The sequence below is a fragment of the Bacillus sp. FSL R5-0709 genome (assembly GCF_038004785.1).
In the GTDB taxonomy this organism is placed as follows: Bacteria; Bacillota; Bacilli; order Bacillales; family Bacillaceae_G; genus Bacillus_A; species Bacillus_A mycoides.
On the sequence record NZ_JBBORT010000001.1, the window covers coordinates 4,631,069 to 4,652,365 of the forward strand.

The following is a 21,297-nucleotide window of genomic DNA, read 5'->3' on the forward strand; positions in this document are numbered from 1 at the left end:
AGCTGCGCCTCCTAGCCCCTTCCGTCTAAGAACCTTCCGCACGAGAAAGTAAAAAACACTTTCTGTGCGAAAGAACCTTAGCCTACGGGGCTAAACAGTCGGCTCCGCTTTTAAAACATCCAGCTACAGCAGCTAGAACAGTCGGTCGTTTCACGCCTTCCTGTGAGGCAAAAAGCGCCTCTTTTTCAGGAGTTCCAACTCCCTCTTGTTCTGAACGAGCTGCTTCCGCTTTTGGTTTCATCCAGCTACAGCGGCTAGAATGTTCGGTGGCTTCACTTCTTCCTACGAGGCAAAAAGCGCCTCTCTGTCAGAAGCTCCATCCCCCTCACATTCTAAGCGAGCCGCTTCCGCTTTTGGTTTGATCACGGGAAACGAGGGAATTGACCGAAGTCCGGAGTGCGTTTTTCTTTGAACGCGTCGCGGCCTTCTTTTGCTTCGTCAGTTGTGTAGTACAATAACGTTGCGTCTCCAGCTAGTTGTTGAATACCAGCTAAACCGTCTGTGTCTGCGTTGAATGCAGCTTTTAGGAAACGAAGTGCCATTGGGCTGTTTGCTAAAATTTCTTGTGACCATTGTACTGTTTCTGCTTCAAGTTCTTCTAATGGTACTACTGTGTTTACTAAGCCCATATCAAGTGCTTCTTGTGCACTATATTGACGGCATAGGTACCAAATTTCACGAGCTTTCTTATGGCCTACCATACGAGCTAAATAACCAGCTCCGTATCCACCGTCAAAGCTTCCTACTTTAGGACCTGTTTGTCCGAATACAGCGTTGTCTGCAGCGATTGTTAAGTCACATACGATATGAAGTACGTGTCCACCACCGATTGCATAACCTGCTACCATTGCGATAACCGGTTTAGGGATTGCGCGAATTAGACGTTGTAAGTCTAATACGTTTAAGCGTGGGATTTGGTCGTCACCTACATAGCCACCATGACCGCGAACTTTTTGGTCGCCGCCAGAACAGAATGCACGTCCACCTTCACCTGTTAAAATGATAACGCCAACATTTGCATCATCACGAGCGTGTGCAAAAGCATTGATTAACTCCATTACCGTTTTAGGACGGAATGCATTATGTACTTCAGGGCGGTTAATCGAAATCTTTGCGATGCCATTGTATGTTGAATAAATAATATCTTCGTAATTGCCTTCTTTTACCCATTCAATAGTCATTACTATTACCTCCTTTTATATTTCTGATCTCCGCTATAAGTGCAACTTCCTTCTTGCTGAAAAAAGTATCACTGCATAGTTTTTAGAAATCCCTTTACTATTGTATCAAACTTTTCCGGTTGTTCCACATGAATTGCATGGCCAGCCCCATCAATTTTGACAAATTTCGCATGAGGGATGCATTTTTCGATGTTTTTTAATAGGCGAAAGAACTTTTCATCGCTTTCTCCATTCAGTAAAAGGACAGGCATTTTTAGGTTTTGCAATTCGTTCCACCATGAAGGTTGAGCCCCTGTTCCCATGCCGCGAAGACTATTTGCAAGTCCTTTTGGATTATTAGCAAGTCGTTCTTTTCGCACCGCTTCTTTTACGTTTTGCACTAAACGTTTTTGCGTTTCAAATAGCGGAATATTTTCCCACATCGATACAAAACTTCGGATGCCTTCTTGCTCAATTTTATCGGCAAGTCGTTCATCTTTTTCCTTGCGTTCTTTTCGCTCCTTTGCACTCTCAAGTCCAGCTGTACAGTTTTCTAAAAGAAGCGAACGCACATATTCTGGATATAAGCATGCCATCGTAATCGCAAGTCTACCACCCATTGAATAGCCAAGTATGTGCGCATTTTCAATATGAAGATGATCCAGTAGTTCTTTCATTTGCAGTGCCACATTTTGAATATCATAATGCATCACATCTTCAGGACTTTCCGTTTTCCCGTGTCCAACAATGTCTACTAGAATGACTTGAAACTGCTCGCTCCAAGAAGGAATAAAGGAACCCCACGTTTCCATGCTTCCCGTAAAACCATGAAGAAGTAGAAGTGGTTCCCCGCTTCCGGCTACTTCATATTCATACGATACACCTTGCAATGTTACTTTCATTTTGATTCACCTTGCAAAGATGTAGTAATAACGTCCATTGTTTTTGCCCATAGTTCACGATGTAATTTCAAGTTTTCTTCGCGATTCGTACAAATTTCCACGACGTGTAATCCATTCGTTTTCGTTCCAGTTTGTACTTCTTCTCGGAAGTTTTCCCAACCATTTACACGGCTAAATGAACCACCATACATTTTGACAACATGTTCATAATCAAGCCCAATTGGTGTTCCAAATAATGATTCGAAATGTTCCTTTTTCTCGTATTGTGGTAAGAATGAGAAAATACCTCCACCATCATTATTTACAACAACAATCGTTATATTTAACTCATGTAGTTTCGCGGCTAATAGTCCGTTTAAATCGTGATAAAATGATAAATCACCGATTACTAATACGAGCGGATCACAAATAATACTCGCTCCTAAAGCTGTTGAAATGATTCCATCAATACCATTTACACCGCGGTTCGCCATTACTTGAATGTTTTTATCCGATGTGAAGAAAAATGAATCGGTATCGCGAATTGGCATACTATTACTCGCAAATAACGTTGCCCCTTCTGGTAATACACTTACAATGTCCGTAATTACTTTTCCTTCAAATGCCGTTTCATATGTTTCCATCTCACGAAGCGTTTCTCTCGTTTTCTCGTTTATTTGTTTCCACATTCCGAACCAATCATTCTTTTTCATAACTGGTATTTTCTCTAGTAATGCTCTGCAAAATTCACTGTCACTAGCTTGTACAACTTCTGTCGCAACTAGAGCTGGATCTCTCCATTGTCCAGATTCATCGACAACGATATGAACAGCTTTCGTTTGTTTTTTGATGAACTGCGTTAATGCTTTAGAGACAGGCATTCCTCCGAAACGAATTAAAACATTCGGCTTCCACGTTTCTTTTAACAATTCATTTCGTAAAAATGTATCGTAACAATCTATAACCATCGTTTTATCATGATTACCACTACGGAGGTTAGAAAGTGGATCTGCTAAAATTGGATACCCTGTTTTCTCAGCTACTTTCATAACAACTTCTGTTATTTCTGGATGACTGCCGTCTCCACAAATAATAAGCCCCTTTTCCATATGTGAAAGGCGCCCTACAAGAGAATCTACATATTCACTCGGCATCGTCACGTTCCCTTGCTGAACTACTCCTGTATATTCACCACGCCCTTTATCCCATAAACTTTCTAATGAGAAATCCGGTATAAGCGGCTCGCGAACTGGAAAATTAAGATGAACAGGTCCTTGCGGGGCTAGAAGTGCACTTGCTATCGTACGCTGCGTTGTCATTCGAGCGTAATGATACATTGCTTCACTCGCTTCAGGAAGTGCCATCTCTGTAAATTGCTTCACAAAAGTACCGTATAAATTAAATTGATTCATCGCCTGTGGTGCACCCACATCTCTTAATTCATGCGGTCTATCCGCTGTTAATACGATAAGCGGCACTCGTGAATGAAACGCTTCACATACAGCTGGATAATAGTTCGCTGCTGCCGTCCCTGACGTACATAATAGCGCAACAGGACGTTTTTTTGCTTTCGCAATACCGAGCGCAAAAAATCCTGCTGATCTTTCGTCTACATGTAAATATGTTTTCATTCCTTCATGTTGTTCCATTAGTAAGGCAATCGGCGTTGACCGTGAGCCAGGACTAATGACAACATCACATACATTTAGACGCGTCAGTTCGTCCACGAACGCGCCTAAATAATATGATAATGCTTCTATATGATTGTTCATTTCATTAATTCCTCCAAAGCACCAAGCATCGGTCTAAACTTCAAACTTGTTTCTTCATATTCAAGCTGCGCTACTGAATCAATTACGATACCACAGCCGGCAAATAAGGATGCCTTCTCGCCATTTAATAATCCGCAGCGAAGTGCAACCGCAAATTCACCATTTCCTTCATCATCTATAAAGCCAATTGGTGCACCATATAATCCTCTATCTAAAAGCTCTACATCACGAATTAATTTCAACGCCTCATGACGAGGTGTACCACCAAGAGCTGGTGTTGGATGTAATTCTTCTACCATCGTTAAAAGACTTGCATCACCTTTTGCTTCTACTGGCGTATATAAATGGATTAAATTTTTCGTCGTTAATAAGCCTGGGCTCTCCGGAATATTAACAGATTCGCAATGCTCACTTAGCACACCTCGAATCATGTTAACTACATAACCGTGTTCAGCCAAATTCTTTTCATCATGAAGAAGCGTCTCACCATTTTGTTTACTTTCTTCTATAGAATTGCCATGACCAATTGAACCAGCAAGGCACATCGATGTGAACTTCTCGCCTTCTTTTCGAATCAATCGCTCAGGTGTCGCCCCTAAGAAGCATGCTCCTTTATAATCAAAAGAAAATACGTAACAATCCGGTTGCCCAATGCGAAGCGCTTCTAAAACAAGAACGGAATCAATATGCTGATCCATCGTTAATTTTAGCTCCCTTGCTAATACAACCTTCTGCACGTTCCCTTGCTTCATTTCATCTTGCACTTTTCCAATCGCGTTCATCCAGCCACTCGGATCAACTTCTACTTTAGAAGTAACTGTTAATTTTGATCCTACTAGTGCACATTTACTCTCTTGTAAAATTCTCTCTTCTACAGAAATAATTTCGTTATAAAGAGTTTCTGCACAATCTTCAGCTGAAACGAACTGATTAATCGTTAACCACGCCTTTTCATTTTTTACAGTTAATAAAAATGCTGGTAGTGAAAATGTGGTATCATCAAATTCTTTCCAAAGATTCGTTTTTTCTTTTTCTTGGTCAAATGAAAATCCACCAAATAAAAGAGGACCTGTTCCAAATTCGTATCCTTCTCTTTGTACGAATGCTTTCTCTTTTACTTTATCCCACTCGTCACGAGCAGTTTGAAAGCGTTTGTGAGAAGAATTTGCTATAGTGAAAACAGAGCCAATTCCAGCAAATATTACATGCTGAGCTGGGTCTGCAAAATAACATCTATTTTCGAATGCGATCCTTTTTCCTGCTGCATAAAACAGAAGTGGATCCACCCAATCTATTTGTTTTACAAAACTAACTAATGTTTTTTCATCAGTCGCACGCTTAATAGCTGTAACAAGAACTTCTTGTAAGCCTTTTCGTTTCGTTTGAATCACAATTGTCTCCCCCCTATGGGCGAAAAATAGTCATAATTACGCTTGATTTTAAGATACACCTCAAAGGAAAGGCCTGTCAACGTTTAGCATTTCTGAGAAATTCACCTTCTCTTCCTAGAAAATAAACGTTGACACTAAATGATGCTTTTTCTACACTTAATTGTGTACAATATGTGACCAAGGAGGATTCAACATGGAAATGAACGTCGAAACGAATTCCTCTCCTACGTCGCCAAAGCCAAGTAAACAAACAGGCTGGCGAATTTGGTGGAGTTTATTACGTCCCCATACATTAACAGCAGCTTTCGTTCCTGTTTTCATCGGAACAGCTTTTGCAATGCAGGTCGGAGGTATAAATCAAATACATCTTCCTCTTTTCTTTATGATGCTTCTTGCTTGCCTTCTCATTCAAGCAGCAACGAACATGTTTAATGAATACTTTGATTATAAAAGAGGACTCGATCATGAAGGTTCAGTTGGAATAGGCGGTGCTATCGTCCGCGATGGCATTAAACCAAAAACCGTTCTTAACTTAGCATTCGGATTTTTAGGCATCGCAACGCTATTAGGTGTTTATATTTGTATGAACTCTAGCTGGTGGCTTGCTGCAATCGGTCTTGTTTGTATGGCCGTTGCTTACCTTTACACTGGTGGCCCTATTCCAATTGCGTACACACCATTTGGAGAGCTAACAGCAGGATTATTTATGGGTGTCATTATTATTGGTATTTCATTCTTTATCCAAACAGGCGCAGTAACATCAGAAGTGATTTTATTATCTATTCCAAGCTCCATTTTAATTGGTGCAATTTTACTATCTAACAATATTCGTGATTTAGATGGTGATAAAGAAAATGGTCGTAAAACGTTAGCAATTCTCGTTGGACGCGAAAGAGCCGTTGGTGTACTTGCTTCTATGTTTATCGTTGCCTACATTTGGACAATCGCTTTAATCATCGTTAACATCGTATCACCATGGATGCTTATCGTATTCTTAAGTGTACCGAAAGCATTTAAAGCGACGAAAGGCTTTATCGGCAAAAGCATTCCAATGGAAATGGTACCTGCGATGATTTCAACAGCAAAAACAAATACAATTTTCGGTCTCCTAATGGGAATCGGATTATTGCTTGGATACTTCCTATAGAAAGGAGCTGCTTATGCGGCTCCTTTTTTCATATACCGACTTCCCGGCTGAAATTCATCTCATAATTCCTACTCTCAACGCTCATACTATGTAAAGAAACTGAATTGTAGGAAGGTGGACGACTATGTTAACTCCACAACAAATAAATCAATTTAAATCTATTCTAGAAAAACAACAGCAAGAAGTTGAACAAACGATACAAACTCATGAAGATGAAAACCGTGCATCTGAACGTGATTCAGTAGGAGAATTGTCTAGCTATGACAACCATCCAGGTGATATGGCTACAGAATTGTACGAACGTGAGAAAGATTTCGGACTCATCGAATTTTGGCATAAACAGTTAGAAGATACGAAACATGCTCTGCAAAAAATTGAAGCTGGTACGTACGGAATTTGCGAAGTGTCTGGTGAGGAAATTCCATTTGAAAGATTAGAAGCAATGCCAACTGCTACAACGTGTATTCAGCACACTACAAATAAATTAGATATGCAGACGCGCCCAGTTGAAGAAGAGGTGCTAGATCCTTCGTTTCATAAGCACGACGAAGATCATTCTGTAGAGTACGATGCTGAAGATGCTTGGCAAGACGTCGCAAATTACGGAACATCAGAAACACCATCCGATTTAGAAAGACAGGATTCAAAAAACTATAATGGCATGTACGTAAATAGTGAAGAAAATGTTGGGTATGTAGAGGATTTCGAAAACTTTATTGGAACAGATATGTATGGAAAAAACCCACAAGTTTTCGCAACAGAAGAACATGAAGAATATGAACAATTGCTTGATGACTTTGAAGAACGCACCTTTAAAGGTGAATTATCTTCAGATGAGTCTGGTTCTAAAGCATAAAAAAAGCATTCCGAAATTCGGAATGCTTTTTTTCGCTAGCTAATTAGTTTTTTGTAACGTTAGCTGCTTGTGGTCCGCGGTTTCCATCAACGATTTCGAAAGAAACTTCTTGACCTTCTTCTAAAGTTTTGAAGCCGTCGCCTTGAATAGCTGAGAAATGTACGAATACGTCTTCTCCGCCTTCAACTTCGATGAAGCCAAAACCTTTTTCGCCGTTAAACCATTTAACTTTACCTGTTTGCATGTCATGTACCTCCTAAATAAAAATGAAACTATGAATCCACATGAAAAGGTGGATATAAAGGACATGAATGTATAACAAGCTTACAGCCTTTAATACAACGTGCTTTATTTCCGTACCACATTATGTAGCTCAATAGTGTTTTCACTATATCATGCTATATCAAAAACGTCAAATGAGAACACTTTCGTCCCATCGTTTTTTATAATTCTAGTATAACCTTAAATTTTTATTCTATTTTTATTCAAAAATTAATAAAACTACAGTATTCTAATTCCTTTGATTTCTGTACAATATAATTACTACATATGATGAGGTGAAAAAATGCAAGCACATGAAATCGAGTATAAATTATATGGCGATGATATGCAGTTTGTTGAAATTGAATTGGATCCAGAAGAAAGCGTTGTCGCAGAGGCTGGCGCAATGATGATGATGGAAGATCATATCGAAATGGAAACGATTTTCGGTGATGGTTCTGGACCATCTAATGGTCTATTCGGTAAATTAATGGGCGCAGGTAAACGTCTCGTTACAGGTGAAAGTATGTTTATGACTGTATTTACAAATACAGGTCATGGCAAACGACACGTATCATTCGCCGCTCCTTATCCTGGAAAAATTATTCCTGTTGATTTAACAGAATATCAAGGAAAAGTAGTCTGCCAAAAAGATGCATTTCTTTGTGCCGCAAAAGGTGTTTCTATCGGAATTGAGTTTACTAAAAAAATAGGAACTGGCTTCTTCGGTGGTGAAGGTTTTATCATGCAGAAACTTGAAGGTGATGGTCTAGCTTTCATGCATGCAGGCGGAACTGTATATAAGCGTGAATTAAAACCTGGTGAGAAACTTCGCATTGATACAGGTTGTCTCGTTGCAATGACAAAAGACGTTAACTACGATGTTCAATTCGTTGGAAAAGTAAAAACAGCTCTATTTGGCGGTGAAGGTTTATTCTTCGCAACGCTAGAAGGTCCTGGAACGGTTTGGATTCAGTCCTTAACACTTAGCCGCTTAGCAGCACGCCTTACAAGCCCAGCAGCTCAAAACAGCGGTGAAGGTAGCGTTTTAGGCGGACTTGGTCGTTTATTAGATGGAAAAGAGTAAGAAGTGCCCTTATAGGGCACTTTTTATTTAGGTGGACTATACAAACCATTTTGGATCATAAAGTATTTCATCGCTTCATTAAGCCACGCCCCTTCTTCTTCCGTATAAGGAAAAGGCATCATATTATTATATTGTTCTTCTACATTCTCTAATTTACCTAGAGAATACATTGTCTCTTCACCGACATACTTAAGAGTCGCTTTCATATGTTCATCAACCAATTTTTGCACTTCTGAATCCTCAATTTGTCTTCCAAATAACCTTTTCACTTCTTTTGCTAAACGCATAAACTCTTTATCAAGTGCTATGTCCTCTTCTTCCGGCTTATTATATAATCCATCAGCCACTTCTTTTGATACATATTCTTCAAGCCATAAACGTTGTTCGTTTTCTTTTTGGATACTATTAATTAAGCTCATTAATATGTTACTATCTACCTCTTCATCTTCCTCAAGGTATACCATTGTTCGTTCAATCGCCTTTATCGAAACTTCAAGTTGTTTTTTCTTTTCTTCAAAGGCTACTCTTTGATTTTGTAATGTTTCTTTTAAGCTTATATTCAAACTTTTCACATTGAGCATGACACGAATTTCTTCTAAACTATATCCTAATACTTTAAGACTCACTATTTTTTGGAGCGCTAATATATCTCTATCTTTATATACACGGTGTCCTGAACTTATATTTTTTTCAGGTTTAAGCAGGCCAAGTTCATCGTAATACTGTAGTGTTCGTATTGATATACCTGTTCTCTTTGAAAACTCACCAATTGAATAGCCTTCCTTTTTGCTCATCCTACACTCCTCCTAACAATATGTTTACAAAAATCATACTCCCTCACGTAACTGTAGGTTCAAGCCTTTTTTCAAAAAGAATGAATCAAGTCCCTCACTGCATATATTGAACTATACCTTTTCTTAAGGAGGGCTTTCTTGATGCGTACTCCTTTATCCTTTGATAAAGACACTGCCATATTGTTAGCATCTTGCTGCGATCTAACGTATGAACAATATAAACAAAATGGCATTTTCGAAATACCCGATGGGTTCCAATATGTACAAGGGTTTCAAGGAAAGGCCATTCAAAAGACAGAATGGTTCGGATTCATATTAGAATCTGAGGATACAATTATTGTAGCTTTTAGGGGCACACAAACAGATACAGATTGGATTATCGATTCACTCGTTAACCAAAAGCCATACCCATATGCTTTAAATAGTGGAAATGTCCATAATGGCTTTCTTTCAATTTATGAATCTTGCCGGGATTCCATTATGGATATGCTCGTGTCATTACCAGCCCATAAGAAACTTCTTGCAACAGGCCATAGCTTAGGCGGTGCACTCGCTACACTACACATACTAGATGCACGTATAAATACTGCCTTCGCACAGTACGGTCTTTATACCTTTGCCTCTCCAAAAGTTGGAGATATCGCCTTTCGAAATTATTATAAACTGCAAGTAGCTAGTAGCTTTCGTTTTGTCAATTTATTCGATGTCGTTCCTCTTCTCCCTCCAAGAAATGTCCATTTTAATGATAAAGACTGGGAATATGCACACGTCCATCACAACATGACATTTACGAAAAATACAAAATCCATTACGAATAACCATTCCATTACAACATACAAAACATGTCTGACCTCTCATTTTTAACCAGTAAACAATTGGAAATTTAATATTTGTATACTATAATAATCTATGAAATTACTTTCGGATGAGGGGACCTTACATGCTAAAATTTTTCTTTGCACTTTTTCTTATAATAATTTTTTCGTTTACAGGTTTCTTTACATTTTCATACTTTGCGACAGGCGAATATGGCGGAACAGGTATAATATATACGTTCATGCCTTACCTTTCTTAAGCAAAATAAATAAAAGCCCCTTCAAAAGGGGCCTTCATCTAAAAAAGTTTAACAGTATTACCAATACCCCAAATTTCATTACTGTACTGCAAAATTGTTCGATCACTCGCAAAATGCCCCGATTGTGCAATGTTCAAAATCGACATTTCCAGCCATTTCTCCCTATTTTCGTAGGCCCTTCCGACAGCTTCTTGTCTTTCAGCATATGGGCTAAAATCTCGAAGAACGAAGTATTCATCATTTTGAATAACGAGAGAATCATAAATCGCTTCAAATTCAGCTCCCGACTGTGCAAAGAAACCATTCGTTAACTGATCTACTACTTTTTTAATGTGCATATTGTGGTGATAATAGTCACTTGCACGATATCCACCGTTTTGGTAGTAATGAAGAACCTCATCCGCTGTTAAGCCGAAAATGAAGCAGGCATCATCACCGACCCGGTCTTTTATTTCAATATTAGCTCCATCTAACGTTCCGAGTGTAATTGCACCATTCATCATGAATTTCATGTTACCTGTTCCCGATGCTTCTTTACTTGCAGTTGAAATTTGTTCACTTACATCTGCCGCCGGGAATATATCTTCCGCTAAAGAAACTCGGTAGTTTTCTAGAAAGATAACTTTCATAAATTGACTTACGTACGGATCGGTATTCACTTTTCTTGCAAGCTCATTTATTAATTTAATAATTTTCTTCGCATAATAATAGCCAGGTGATGCTTTCGCTCCAAAAATAAAAGTACGCGGGTAAAATGAAAAACTAGTATCCTCTTTTAAACGGTTATACAAGTACAAAATATGAAGAACATTTAATAACTGTCGTTTATAAGCATGTAGCCTTTTCACTTGCACATCAAAAATAGAATTTGGATCAATAGTGATCCCCATTTTATTATGAATGCTCTCCGCTAAAATAATCTTACGCTCTTGTTTTACCCCTGCAAGCTTTTCTTGAAAACTAGTATCATGTATGAAGTTTTGCAGTGCTTGCAGCTTAATTGGCTCTTTCTTCCATTCTTCTCCAATCGCTTCCGAAATAAGATTCGTCAGCTGTGGATTCGCCTTCATTAGCCAGCGCCTATGAGCAATTCCATTCGTTTTATTATTAAACTTATCTGGATAAAATTCATAGAACAATCGCATTTCACGCTGCTTTAAAATTTCTGTATGAATTTTCGCCACACCGTTAACGCTATGGCTACCAACAATCGCTAAATGAGCCATTTTCACAAGGTCATGCGCAATAATGGCCATGTCCTCAATACGCTTCCAATCGTACGAATAACGGTCCCAAAGCTCATGACAGAAACGTTCATTAATTTCTTCAATAATCATATAAATTCTCGGTAATAACGGTTTAAAAATGCGAATTGGCCATTTCTCAAGCGCTTCTGATAACGTCGTATGATTCGTATAGGAAATCGTCTGCGTTGTTATGTGCCAAGCTTCTTCCCATGTCAATTTTTCTTCGTCTAATAAAATACGCATAAGTTCTGGAATTGCTAGAACCGGATGTGTATCATTTATATGAATCGCGATTTTTTCATGTAACTGACGAAGACTACCGTGTCTCTCCCTATGCATACGAACGATATTTTGCAAACTTGCTGATACGAGGAAATACTGTTGTTTTAAACGAAGTATTTTCCCCTCATCATGCGTATCATCTGGATATAAAAACTCCGATACGGCCTCTGTTTCACGCTTATATTTCAAAATATCTTTACAATTTTGCGGGAAAGGAACTGGCTCGGCATTCCAAAGCCGAAGCGTATTTACAGTACTCGTTTCATACCCTACAACTGGAACGTCATATGGTACTGCCATAATAACTTCTGCATTTGTATGCCTGAACTCTAAACGTCCATCAATTTCTAGTGGTTCAACGTTTCCAAAATAACTTACTTCTACTGCTTGGTCATACCTTCTTACTTCCCAAACGTTTTCATGAAGAAGCCACTGTTCTGGAAATTCTACTTGATAGCCATCAACAATTTTTTGATCAAACAGACCATGCTTATAACGAATACCACAGCCATGTCCTGGTAAGTTTAAAGAAGCGAGTGAATCGAGAAAACAGGCTGCTAAACGTCCAAGTCCACCGTTACCAAGGCCAGCATCTGCTTCAATTTCTTCTAACTCGTGCAAAGAAATTCCAAGTTCAAAAAGTCCTTTTTCACATACATCTCGAATGCCTAAATTTAATATATTACTGCCTAGTAAACGCCCAAGTAAAAATTCAATGGATAAATAATACATTTGTTTTTGATCTCCAGAACGATACCTTTCATTCGTTGCAATCCATTGACTATTCATATACTCACGTACCATATGACCGAGCGTATTATACTGATCACGAGTTGTAGAATCTTTGAAACTTTTCCCATACATCGTTTCTAATTTTTCTAGAAAAGCGGATTTGAAGCTTTCAACATGAGTAAACATTTTTTCACCACCTCAATGTTATTCCATGAGACTTTTATACAATTTCTTGTATGCAAGAGCAGATTTCCCCCAGCTATAATCTTCAGTCATCGCTTGCTTTACAAGCTTATCCCATACCGGTTTATCTTGATAAAACTCAATTGCACGAAGAATCGTATGTAACATGTCATGCGCATTAAAATTCGTAAAGCTAAAGCCATTCCCAATTCCAGTGTCCTCATCGTAAGAATGTACAGTATCATTTAATCCGCCTGTTTCTCTTACAATTGGAATCGTGCCATATGCTAGCGCAATAAGTTGTCCAAGTCCACACGGTTCAAACAGCGATGGCATTAAAAACAAATCGCTTCCCGCGTACACTTGGTGCGCTAACGCTTCATTAAACCCAATATATACTTTTACCTTTTCTGGATACTCGTATGCCATCCATTCAAAGAACTGCTCGTATTCAGAATCGCCTGATCCTAAAATAATACATTGTACATCTTCTTCCATTATTTCACGGAATACAGTACGTACTAGATCAAGCCCCTTTTGTTTCGTTAATCGTGTTACCATCGAAATAACTGGTGTATCTTCTTTTTCTGGTAAACCAAAATAACGCTGCAATGCGCGTTTATTTTCATTCTTTTCATCTAGCGATTCTGCACTATACTGAGCCATAATATATGGATCTGTTTCTGGATTATATACGCTCGTATCAATTCCATTTACAATGCCACTAAGCTTATCATTATATTTTCGTAGCAATCCATCTAACTTCTCACCGAAAAACTCATATTGAATCTCTTCTTTATATGTCGGGCTAACCGCTGTAATTTGGTCAGATGCGATAATACCGCCTTTCATAAAGTTCACGTTTCCATAAAACTCAAGCTGTTCACTATGAAAATATTCATGACCAAGCTCCAGTAAGTCGTACATCACTTCAGGAGGAAATACACCTTGGAACTGCAAGTTATGAATCGTATATACCGTTTTAATATGCTCATATAACGGGTTATCTTGATACTTTTCACGAAGTAAGAAATTAACCATAGCTGTATGCCAATCATGGCTATGAAGAACATCTACTTCGAAATCAAGATGCGGAATACACTCTAAAACTGCTTTTGAAAAATAAGAAAAACGCTCCCCATCATCATAATGGCCATATAGAGAATCTCTCTTAAAATAATATTCATTGTCTATTAAGTAATACGTAATCCCGTCCTGCTCACCTTTTAAAATCCCGCAATATTGATTTCTCCATCCAAGGGGAACGCTAATTACTTTATGAAGCGTACATCCTTCTCTTAACTCTTTCGGGATAAGACTGTAGTTTGGAAGTATAATGCGAACATTCACTCCTAATTTTTTTAATTCTTTTGGAAGCGCTCCTGCTACATCAGCTAGACCTCCGGATTTAATAAACGGTACACATTCTGATACTGCAAATAAAATATTCACCTGTTGTTCCACTGCACGAAAAGCGTATACATCATAAACCGCTCTTCTTACAGCTTCCTCCCTTCAAGTTTTCATATAGAGTAAAACCTTAATTAGTGGGGGTTTTCTAAATCCCCCACTAATTATGCACCTGCTATTTACGAATAACTGTTGATTGTACTATTTTGTACACTACCTTTTTCTACAACATATGGCTCATCGGCATTTCCTTTTAACACTACGCCGTCGCCAATTTTCACATCTTTATCGATAATAACACCGTCTATTATGCAATTATCTCCAATTTGGCTCTTTTGCATAATAATACTATTACGAACAATTGAACCTTTTCCAATTTTAACAGAACGGGAGACAACACTATTTTCTACTTCACCCTCAATAATACTGCCGTTTGCAATCATCGTATTTTTCACGACTGCACCCTTCATATAACGAGTTGGTGGCTCATCTTTTACTTTCGTAAAGATTGGTGCTTCTTTCTTAAATAATTGCTTCCAAATAGAAGGCTGCAAAATTTCTAGGCTATGTTTATAGTAACTTTCAATAGAATCAATAATAGCTACATATCCTGTATGTTCGTACGTAGTAATATGCAGTGATTTCCCGCTCTTTTCTCTCACTACATCAAATAAACTGTATTGCTCCACATCTTTATATGCCTCAAATAAGTCTAGCAATAATTGTTTCTTTAACACATATGTTTGAAGCGAAACCCCTTCATGACAAACTTCAGTAATATCTGCAGACGTATGTATATGTCGCTCTAACACCGCTTGAAAGTTTAACGCTGTTACAAGATGGCTATTCGTAATAACAACATATTCTTCTCTGCTTCTTAGAAAATAATCAATATGTCTTCTAAAATGTGCAAAAGATCCAAATTCGTCATGATCACATTGGCAGTTCGGTGGGAATAAAAACAGTCCATCACGCTTTCTATCTAAATCCCACTGTTTTCCTGAACCGACATGATCCATTAAAGAACGATTTTTATGACTTGTAAAAACCGCCACGCTATGAATATTAGAATTCACCATATTTGAAAGCATGAAATCAATGAGGCGGTAACGGCCTCCAAACGGTAACGCCGCTAATGAACGATGCCCTGTTACTTTCTTTAAGGAAGGAAAACTTCCCGTTGCATTAATAATTCCTAACATTTTTTCTCCCATTCATTTCATCCCCCTTTTCTATTTTCCTTCAGCAATTAGTACTACATCATCAACATTTTTTTCTGGACGAATTATTGTCCCATCTTCAATAACCATTTCCGATCCAACGATCGCTCTTTCAATCACAACGTTTTTACCAATCTTTGCCCCCGGCATAACGACAGAATCGATTACCATACTACCTTCTTCCACCGTCACTCCTTGGAATAAAACAGAATGCTTCACGTCCCCTTCAATGACGCACCCTTCATTAATAAGTGACTCTTCTACTTTTGCCTTTTCTGCAATATATTGAGGTGGCTCGTTTGGATTTACAGAATAAATGCGCCAATTACGATCGTTCAAGTTCAACGATGTTTCATCGCGAAGTAAATCCATATTCGCTTCCCATAAGCTTTTCACCGTTCCAACATCTTTCCAATATCCTTCAAACGGATACGCCATCAACTTCTTCCCTTCATCTAATAAAAGCGGAAGTACATCTTTTCCGAAGTCATTACTAGATTCAGGGTTTCTTGCATCCATCTCTAAATATTCTTTTAAAATAGCCCAGTTAAAAATATAAATTCCCATTGATGCAAGATTACTTCTTGGAAATTGCGGTTTCTCCTCAAATTCAACAACTTCCATCTCTTCATTTGTATTCATGATGCCAAAGCGACTTGCTTCATCCCACGGCACTTCAATAACAGAAATCGAAACGTCCGCTTCTTTCTCAATATGGTAATCTAGCATTTTGCTGTAATCCATTTTATAAATATGATCGCCTGATAAAATAAGGACATATTCTGGTTCATACTGACTTAAATAGTTTAAGTTTTGATAAATAGCACTTGCCGTACCTGTATACCACTTCACACCTGAAGACTCCGCATAAGGAGGTAACACAGTGACTCCACCGTTTACACGATCAAGATCCCAAGCATTTCCGATTCCAATATAATTATGAAGTTCTAACGGTTGATATTGTGTTAAAATCCCCACCGTTTCAATACCGGAGTTTGCACAGTTACTTAACGTAAAATCAATAATGCGATATTTACCACCAAATGGAACAGCTGGCTTGGCTAAATTTTTTGTTAATGCACTTAAACGACTACCTTTTCCCCCTGCTAGTAACATTGCTACGCACTTTTGTTTTTGAGCCATCTTGTTTTTTGCTCCCCTTTCTCGTCTTCACTGGTCGTAATATGGATACGCCAAATGGTGGAATTGTAATTTCTACATGTGCCGCTTGATTATGATATGGCTCTAGAATCGTCTTGAGACGTTTCTTATTAACTTGCCCCGATCCGCCATATTGCGCCGAGTCACTGTTTAAAATTTCGTTATAGTACTCGAAATCTGGTACACCTACTTTATAGTTTTCATATGTAGCTTTCGTAAAATTACATACGACAACTAACGCATCTTCCTGCTTATCCCCTTGGCGGATAAACGAGAAAATACTTTGCTCATTATTATTAGCATCAATCCACTGAAATCCTTCAGGCGAGTGATCTAACTGCCAAAGTGGTTTTGAGCGCTTATACAATGCTATGAGCTCTTTAAAGTAATCATGCATATTACGATGCATTTCAAAATCATGTAAATTCCAATCTAAATCTTCAAGGTCTTTCCACTCATCAAATTGCCCGAATTCTCCACCCATAAAGAGTAATTTCTTACCTGGATGAGTAAAGAAATATCCATATAATAAACGAAGCTGAGCAAACTTATCCCAGTAATCTCCCGGCATTTTATTTAATAACGACTTTTTCCCATGAACGACTTCATCATGAGAAAGCGGCAATATGAAGTTTTCAGAGTGAGCATATATTAAAGAGAATGTCATTTTCTCATGAATGTATTTCCGGTACTCTGGCGCACATTCCATATATTTCAGCACGTCATTCATCCAACCCATATTCCATTTATAATTGAATCCAAGTCCACCCTCGTATGTTGGAGCTGTTACAAGTGGCCAAGCTGTTGAATCTTCCGCTGTCATAAGAAACTCTTCATCTTCTGCAAACACGGCTTCATTTAACTCTCGTAAGAAAGAAACGGCGTGTTCATTGCTTTGCTCTTTTCCTTCTTTATTCCAGTACAGCATATTCGCAACTGCATCTACCCTGAAACCATCAATATGGAAATACTTCATCCAAAATAACGCATTTGAAATTAAGAAATTACGTACTTCTCTCTTCCCTAAATCAAAATTAACAGTTCCCCATACAAGGTTTTCTTGTACGTCTCTATCTTTATATTCATAAGTCGGTGTCCCATCAAACAAATATAAACCGTGAGCATCTTTACAAAAATGCCCCGGTACCCAATCTAAAATGACACCGATTCCATATTTATGACATTCATCGACAAAATACATCAAATCATGTGGCGTGCCGAATCTACTTGTCGCTGCATAATATCCTGTTCCTTGATATCCCCAAGAACGATCATATGGATGCTCAACAAGCGGCATAATTTCAATATGTGTAAATTGATGTTCCACCACATACGGAATGAGCTCCTCGGCCATTTCTCTGTAAGAATACAGAGCGCCATCTTCTTTCTTTTTCCAAGAACCGAAATGTAATTCATAAACTGTCATCGCTTCTTTATAAATCGATTTTTTCTTTCTCTTACGAATCCAGTTTTTATCATTCCATTCATATCCCTCTATATCAAAAACTACAGATGCCGTATTTGGTCTTACTTCTGCATATACTGCATAAGGATCCGCTTTTAAAATAACGTCACCATCCATCGTTTCAATCGCATACTTATATATATCATTCTCTTCAATATGCGGTACAAACAAGGACCAAATCCCCTCTTCTGTCACTTGTAGCATCTTATGTTGCTCATAATCCCATTCATTAAAATCCCCAACAACACTCATTGCTTTCGCATGAGGAGCCCATACTGTGAATCGTACACCTCGCATCCCATCTTCCGTCACAATATGTGCGCCAAAGATGTTATAACTGTCATAGTACTTTTCTGTATGAAACTCATCTCGTTTCACTTCTTCACAATTTATTACATCCAATATGTTCACCTCACTAAGATGACAGAAATTTTTTACTCTTTATCATTTCTGCGAAAAACTGAAATATCCTTGTTATTTTTTAAAAAATATTCGTTTTTTTCTTAAATTTCACTTAAAATTTTCACATTTTCCGTGTAAATTATCGAATTTTGACGAATATTCATTGCAAACGCTTCATTTCCTACTAGCCTTTCATCCTATTATTTATTTCTCAACCTTTATTTCATAAGATTTATCCTATTTTACTCGCTATTTATCACTTAAAATCGTAACAAAATAATCTGTCATAAAAAAATGTTTCTCAATATTTTTTGTCACAATTTTATTGAAATGGAAAATTCATAAGCATATACTCATTCTCAATAAAGAACATTGAACCTTCGCAAATATAATTCATACTGAAACACTATGTTTACTCTATCGATGCTCCAGGCGAAAGTCTGATAAAAATTAAATTAGGGGGCTTTCTTATGTCATTAAAACAAAAGGTTGGAATGGGAGTTGTCACAGCTTCACTTGGCTTATCCCTTACATTCGGCGGTGTATTCGCCTATTTCAGTGATTCTGAAACATCGGGTAATTCATTTCAAACCGTCTAACAACGAAATTAGGTACTGAAAAAGATGGTAAGCTACTCGGTCAATATTAATATGCTCGTCCAGATGAAAACCTTGCAGGCGACGTAAATGGCGATAAAATAATTGATATTAAAGATGCTGAAATTATCGCTAATAACTATGGTAAAAAAGGAGTATCTGTAAAAGATGGCGATCTTAATAATGACGGCATCGTCGACGAAAAAGACATTCGCTTCGTAGAAAAGAAATTCTTGAAAAAAGGACCAGATGCAGCAAAATCACAAACACCTGTAGAAAAATCAAAAAGCGGTACACTGGCAGATATTTTAAAGAAATTAGGATTAACACCTAAAAAATAATAATAAAGAGCACTCTATATAAAGTAGAGTGCTCTTTTCTATAAACGACCCTTATCCAGCAAAAGGGGTATATTGGGGATATACAAGGGAAACCGGAAAAGGAATTTATATTAAATTATATAAAAACTCAGAGGTAGGAAGCAGTTTCCCGCCTCTGAATTATTTAGCAATTATTATAGTACTGGTGCCATTGTTTCTTTTAATACTTTTACAGAATGAGCGAATTTCGCTTTTTCTTCTTCATTTAGCTCAAGTTCTACGATTTCACGTACACCTTCGCGGTTAATAACAGCTGGAACACCTACGAAAGCATCTTTCTCACCATATTGACCTTCAAGGTATGCCGATACAGTTAATACGCTGTTCTCGTTGCTTAAGATTGCTTTAGTTACACGAAGTAGTGACATACCGATTCCGTAGTAAGTTGCGCCTTTACGCTCAATAATGTGGTAAGCTGCATCGCGTACATTTTCAAAGATTTTATCTAAATCTTCTTGGTTATACTGTTCGTTGTTCGCTAAGATTGTTTCTAGTTTTTGTACACCTACAGTAGCGTGGCTCCATACTGGAAGTTCAGTGTCACCGTGCTCACCAACGATGTAAGCATGAACGTTACGTGGATCTACATCTAAGTAGTCACCTAACATGTAACGGAAACGAGCAGAGTCTAAAGTAGTACCAGAACCGATTACGCGCTCTTTCGGTAAACCAGATTCTTTCCAAGTTACGTAAGTTAAAATATCAACTGGGTTAGTTGCGATTAAGAAGATTCCATCGAATCCGCTATCCATAATACCGCGAACGATTTGTTTAAAGATCTTTGTATTTTTCTCAACTAAGTCTAAACGAGTTTCGCCTGGCTTTTGTGGTAATCCAGCAGTGATAACTACTAAATCTGCATCTTTACAATCTGCATAGCTACCGCTCCAAACTTTTGTTGGTGCTGGAGAGAATGGTACCGCATGGCTTAAGTCCATTGCTTCTCCTTCTGCTTTTGCTTCATTAACATCTACTAGTACGAATTCTTCAGCTACACCTTGGTTGATCATTGAGTAAGCGTAACTACAACCTACAGCTCCTGTTCCTACTAATACTACGCGATTGATACCTTTTTTCATGTTAATTTCCCCTTTCAATTGTTTATATCTATTTTTTATTATTGTTTAAGTAATTAATTAAAATACTAATTTAATGTTGTTTAACTTCTTTACATACATATTGTAGCACGGATTATTGTGAATTCCTTCACAAATTATGACCTATTTGTGAACTTTTTCACATAGGGTGTAAAGTTATTAGAGTGCGGGTGAAATCCATCTCAATGGAGGCGTTTTCTTTAGATTGTGAAAGGGTTTTTCTTAGGTTTTTTATCGGTAAGTGAAATTATATCGACGATTATTTAAATATATCAACGATTTTTAGAATATATCTACCGTAACTCAAAATATATCAACGATTCGACAAGGAATATCGACTTACCGACAAAACCCTATAATAATAACAGCATAAAGAAGCTGCCTTCAGTAGATCACCTATTGAAAGACAGCTTCTGGATTAAAGCGTTGATTCAGTCCTTCTGAGCTCATAAGTACACCTGTAGAAACTTCTAACTGACTGCACAATTGTATAAATGATGTGCTAGCAATTTCTTGACTGAGCCATACGCAAAGGGCAATGAGTTCGTTTGCTTGATACTTGCTAGATCGCTGTATAAAACCAACTTGTTTGGCGATCTCTTGTAGGACTACTGGAGCTCTTGTGCGAAAAGGTCCAGTTCATTTGAAATGATAGACTTCATCAAAAACGCCATCCTTTCTGTATAATTCTACAAAAA

Annotated in this window: 17 protein-coding genes and 3 pseudogenes; 6 read left to right on the forward strand and 14 right to left on the reverse strand. The window is 37.9% G+C overall.

Annotation, left to right across the window (positions count from 1 at the left end; genetic code table 11):
* Positions 1-82 precede the first annotated feature (82 nt).
* The 5 genes from MKX37_RS23810 to MKX37_RS23830 all read right to left on the reverse strand — a co-directional run bounded on the left by MKX37_RS23810 (position 83) and on the right by MKX37_RS23830 (position 5,204).
* A complete protein-coding gene (locus MKX37_RS23810) occupies positions 83-241 on the reverse strand; it encodes a hypothetical protein (RefSeq protein ID WP_033713152.1) in 159 nt (52 codons plus the stop codon).
* 121 nt (positions 242-362) lie between these two features.
* The gene (gene menB, locus MKX37_RS23815) at positions 363-1,181 is read right to left on the reverse strand and encodes a 1,4-dihydroxy-2-naphthoyl-CoA synthase (RefSeq protein WP_002089233.1); all 819 of its coding nucleotides are present in this window, start codon (positions 1,179-1,181) and stop codon (positions 363-365) included.
* 68 nt (positions 1,182-1,249) lie between these two features.
* The gene (menH, locus tag MKX37_RS23820) at positions 1,250-2,062 is read right to left on the reverse strand and encodes a 2-succinyl-6-hydroxy-2,4-cyclohexadiene-1-carboxylate synthase (RefSeq protein WP_002129651.1); all 813 of its coding nucleotides are present in this window, start codon (positions 2,060-2,062) and stop codon (positions 1,250-1,252) included.
* A complete protein-coding gene (gene menD / locus MKX37_RS23825) occupies positions 2,059-3,813 on the reverse strand; it encodes a 2-succinyl-5-enolpyruvyl-6-hydroxy-3-cyclohexene-1-carboxylic-acid synthase (RefSeq protein WP_078421887.1) in 1,755 nt (584 codons plus the stop codon). Before menD ends, menH begins: the two co-directional genes overlap by 4 nt.
* Positions 3,810-5,204, reverse strand: coding sequence for an isochorismate synthase (locus MKX37_RS23830; RefSeq protein ID WP_002015812.1), 1,395 nt, complete (start codon positions 5,202-5,204; stop codon positions 3,810-3,812). The genes menD and MKX37_RS23830 overlap by 4 nt, the downstream gene beginning before the upstream one ends.
* 193 nt (positions 5,205-5,397) lie before the next feature.
* On the opposite strand from MKX37_RS23830, the gene MKX37_RS23835 reads away from it, so the two are divergent.
* Entirely contained in the window at positions 5,398-6,351 is a 954-nt protein-coding gene (locus MKX37_RS23835; RefSeq protein WP_002129656.1) for a 1,4-dihydroxy-2-naphthoate polyprenyltransferase, read from the forward strand.
* Positions 6,352-6,475: 124 nt separating this feature from the next.
* Positions 6,476-7,207, forward strand: a complete 732-nt coding sequence (locus tag MKX37_RS23840; RefSeq protein WP_002129658.1) for a yteA family sporulation protein — start codon at positions 6,476-6,478, stop codon at positions 7,205-7,207.
* Positions 7,208-7,250: 43 nt separating this feature from the next.
* Here the strand turns inward: MKX37_RS23840 and cspD are convergent, their stop codons facing one another.
* Positions 7,251-7,451: a cold-shock protein CspD gene (gene cspD / locus MKX37_RS23845; RefSeq protein WP_001193051.1), complete on the reverse strand. Its 201-nt coding sequence runs from the start codon at positions 7,449-7,451 to the stop codon at positions 7,251-7,253.
* 321 nt (positions 7,452-7,772) lie between these two features.
* Between cspD and MKX37_RS23850 the strand changes: the two genes are divergently transcribed.
* Positions 7,773-8,555 carry a TIGR00266 family protein gene (locus tag MKX37_RS23850; protein WP_002015806.1) on the forward strand — a complete coding sequence of 261 codons (783 nt, stop codon included), beginning with the start codon at positions 7,773-7,775 and terminating at the stop codon, positions 8,553-8,555.
* A 23-nt stretch (positions 8,556-8,578) separates the two neighbouring features.
* Here MKX37_RS23850 and MKX37_RS23855 read toward each other — a convergent pair whose 3' ends face one another.
* Positions 8,579-9,349 carry a MerR family transcriptional regulator gene (locus MKX37_RS23855; RefSeq protein ID WP_002167472.1) on the reverse strand — a complete coding sequence of 257 codons (771 nt, stop codon included), beginning with the start codon at positions 9,347-9,349 and terminating at the stop codon, positions 8,579-8,581.
* A gap of 141 nt (positions 9,350-9,490) precedes the next feature.
* On the opposite strand from MKX37_RS23855, the gene MKX37_RS23860 reads away from it, so the two are divergent.
* Positions 9,491-10,213, forward strand: coding sequence for a lipase family protein (locus tag MKX37_RS23860; RefSeq protein WP_002089241.1), 723 nt, complete (start codon positions 9,491-9,493; stop codon positions 10,211-10,213).
* 249 nt (positions 10,214-10,462) lie between these two features.
* Here MKX37_RS23860 and glgP read toward each other — a convergent pair whose 3' ends face one another.
* From glgP to glgB, 5 genes are all read right to left on the reverse strand, one after another.
* Positions 10,463-12,871 (reverse strand): glycogen phosphorylase, encoded by a 2,409-nt coding sequence (gene glgP, locus MKX37_RS23865; RefSeq protein ID WP_002129667.1) that lies wholly within the window; start codon positions 12,869-12,871, stop codon positions 10,463-10,465.
* 18 nt (positions 12,872-12,889) lie between these two features.
* Positions 12,890-14,320 carry a glycogen synthase GlgA gene (gene glgA, locus MKX37_RS23870; RefSeq protein ID WP_002129669.1) on the reverse strand — a complete coding sequence of 477 codons (1,431 nt, stop codon included), beginning with the start codon at positions 14,318-14,320 and terminating at the stop codon, positions 12,890-12,892.
* A 137-nt stretch (positions 14,321-14,457) separates the two neighbouring features.
* The gene (glgD, locus tag MKX37_RS23875) at positions 14,458-15,492 is read right to left on the reverse strand and encodes a glucose-1-phosphate adenylyltransferase subunit GlgD (protein ID WP_078206441.1); all 1,035 of its coding nucleotides are present in this window, start codon (positions 15,490-15,492) and stop codon (positions 14,458-14,460) included.
* An 18-nt stretch (positions 15,493-15,510) separates the two neighbouring features.
* Positions 15,511-16,641 carry a glucose-1-phosphate adenylyltransferase gene (gene glgC, locus MKX37_RS23880; RefSeq protein ID WP_002129671.1) on the reverse strand — a complete coding sequence of 377 codons (1,131 nt, stop codon included), beginning with the start codon at positions 16,639-16,641 and terminating at the stop codon, positions 15,511-15,513.
* Entirely contained in the window at positions 16,589-18,526 is a 1,938-nt protein-coding gene (gene glgB, locus MKX37_RS23885; protein WP_002167470.1) for a 1,4-alpha-glucan branching protein GlgB, read from the reverse strand. Before glgB ends, glgC begins: the two co-directional genes overlap by 53 nt.
* A 470-nt stretch (positions 18,527-18,996) precedes the next feature.
* On the opposite strand from glgB, the pseudogene MKX37_RS23890 reads away from it, so the two are divergent.
* Together MKX37_RS23890 and MKX37_RS23895 are read left to right on the forward strand one after the other, a co-directional pair.
* Positions 18,997-19,116, forward strand: a pseudogene (locus MKX37_RS23890) (TasA family protein); the annotation flags it as partial.
* Positions 19,110-19,463, forward strand: a pseudogene (locus MKX37_RS23895) (dockerin type I domain-containing protein); the annotation flags it as partial. The pseudogenes MKX37_RS23890 and MKX37_RS23895, both read left to right, overlap by 7 nt.
* A 173-nt stretch (positions 19,464-19,636) precedes the next feature.
* On the opposite strand, the gene MKX37_RS23900 reads toward MKX37_RS23895, so the two are convergent.
* Complete coding sequence (locus tag MKX37_RS23900; RefSeq protein ID WP_002129674.1) at positions 19,637-20,581, reverse strand: L-lactate dehydrogenase; 945 nt, start codon at positions 20,579-20,581, stop codon at positions 19,637-19,639.
* 423 nt (positions 20,582-21,004) lie between these two features.
* Positions 21,005-21,261, reverse strand: a pseudogene (locus MKX37_RS23905) (IS4 family transposase); the annotation flags it as partial.
* Between the last annotated feature and the right edge of the window lie 36 nt (positions 21,262-21,297).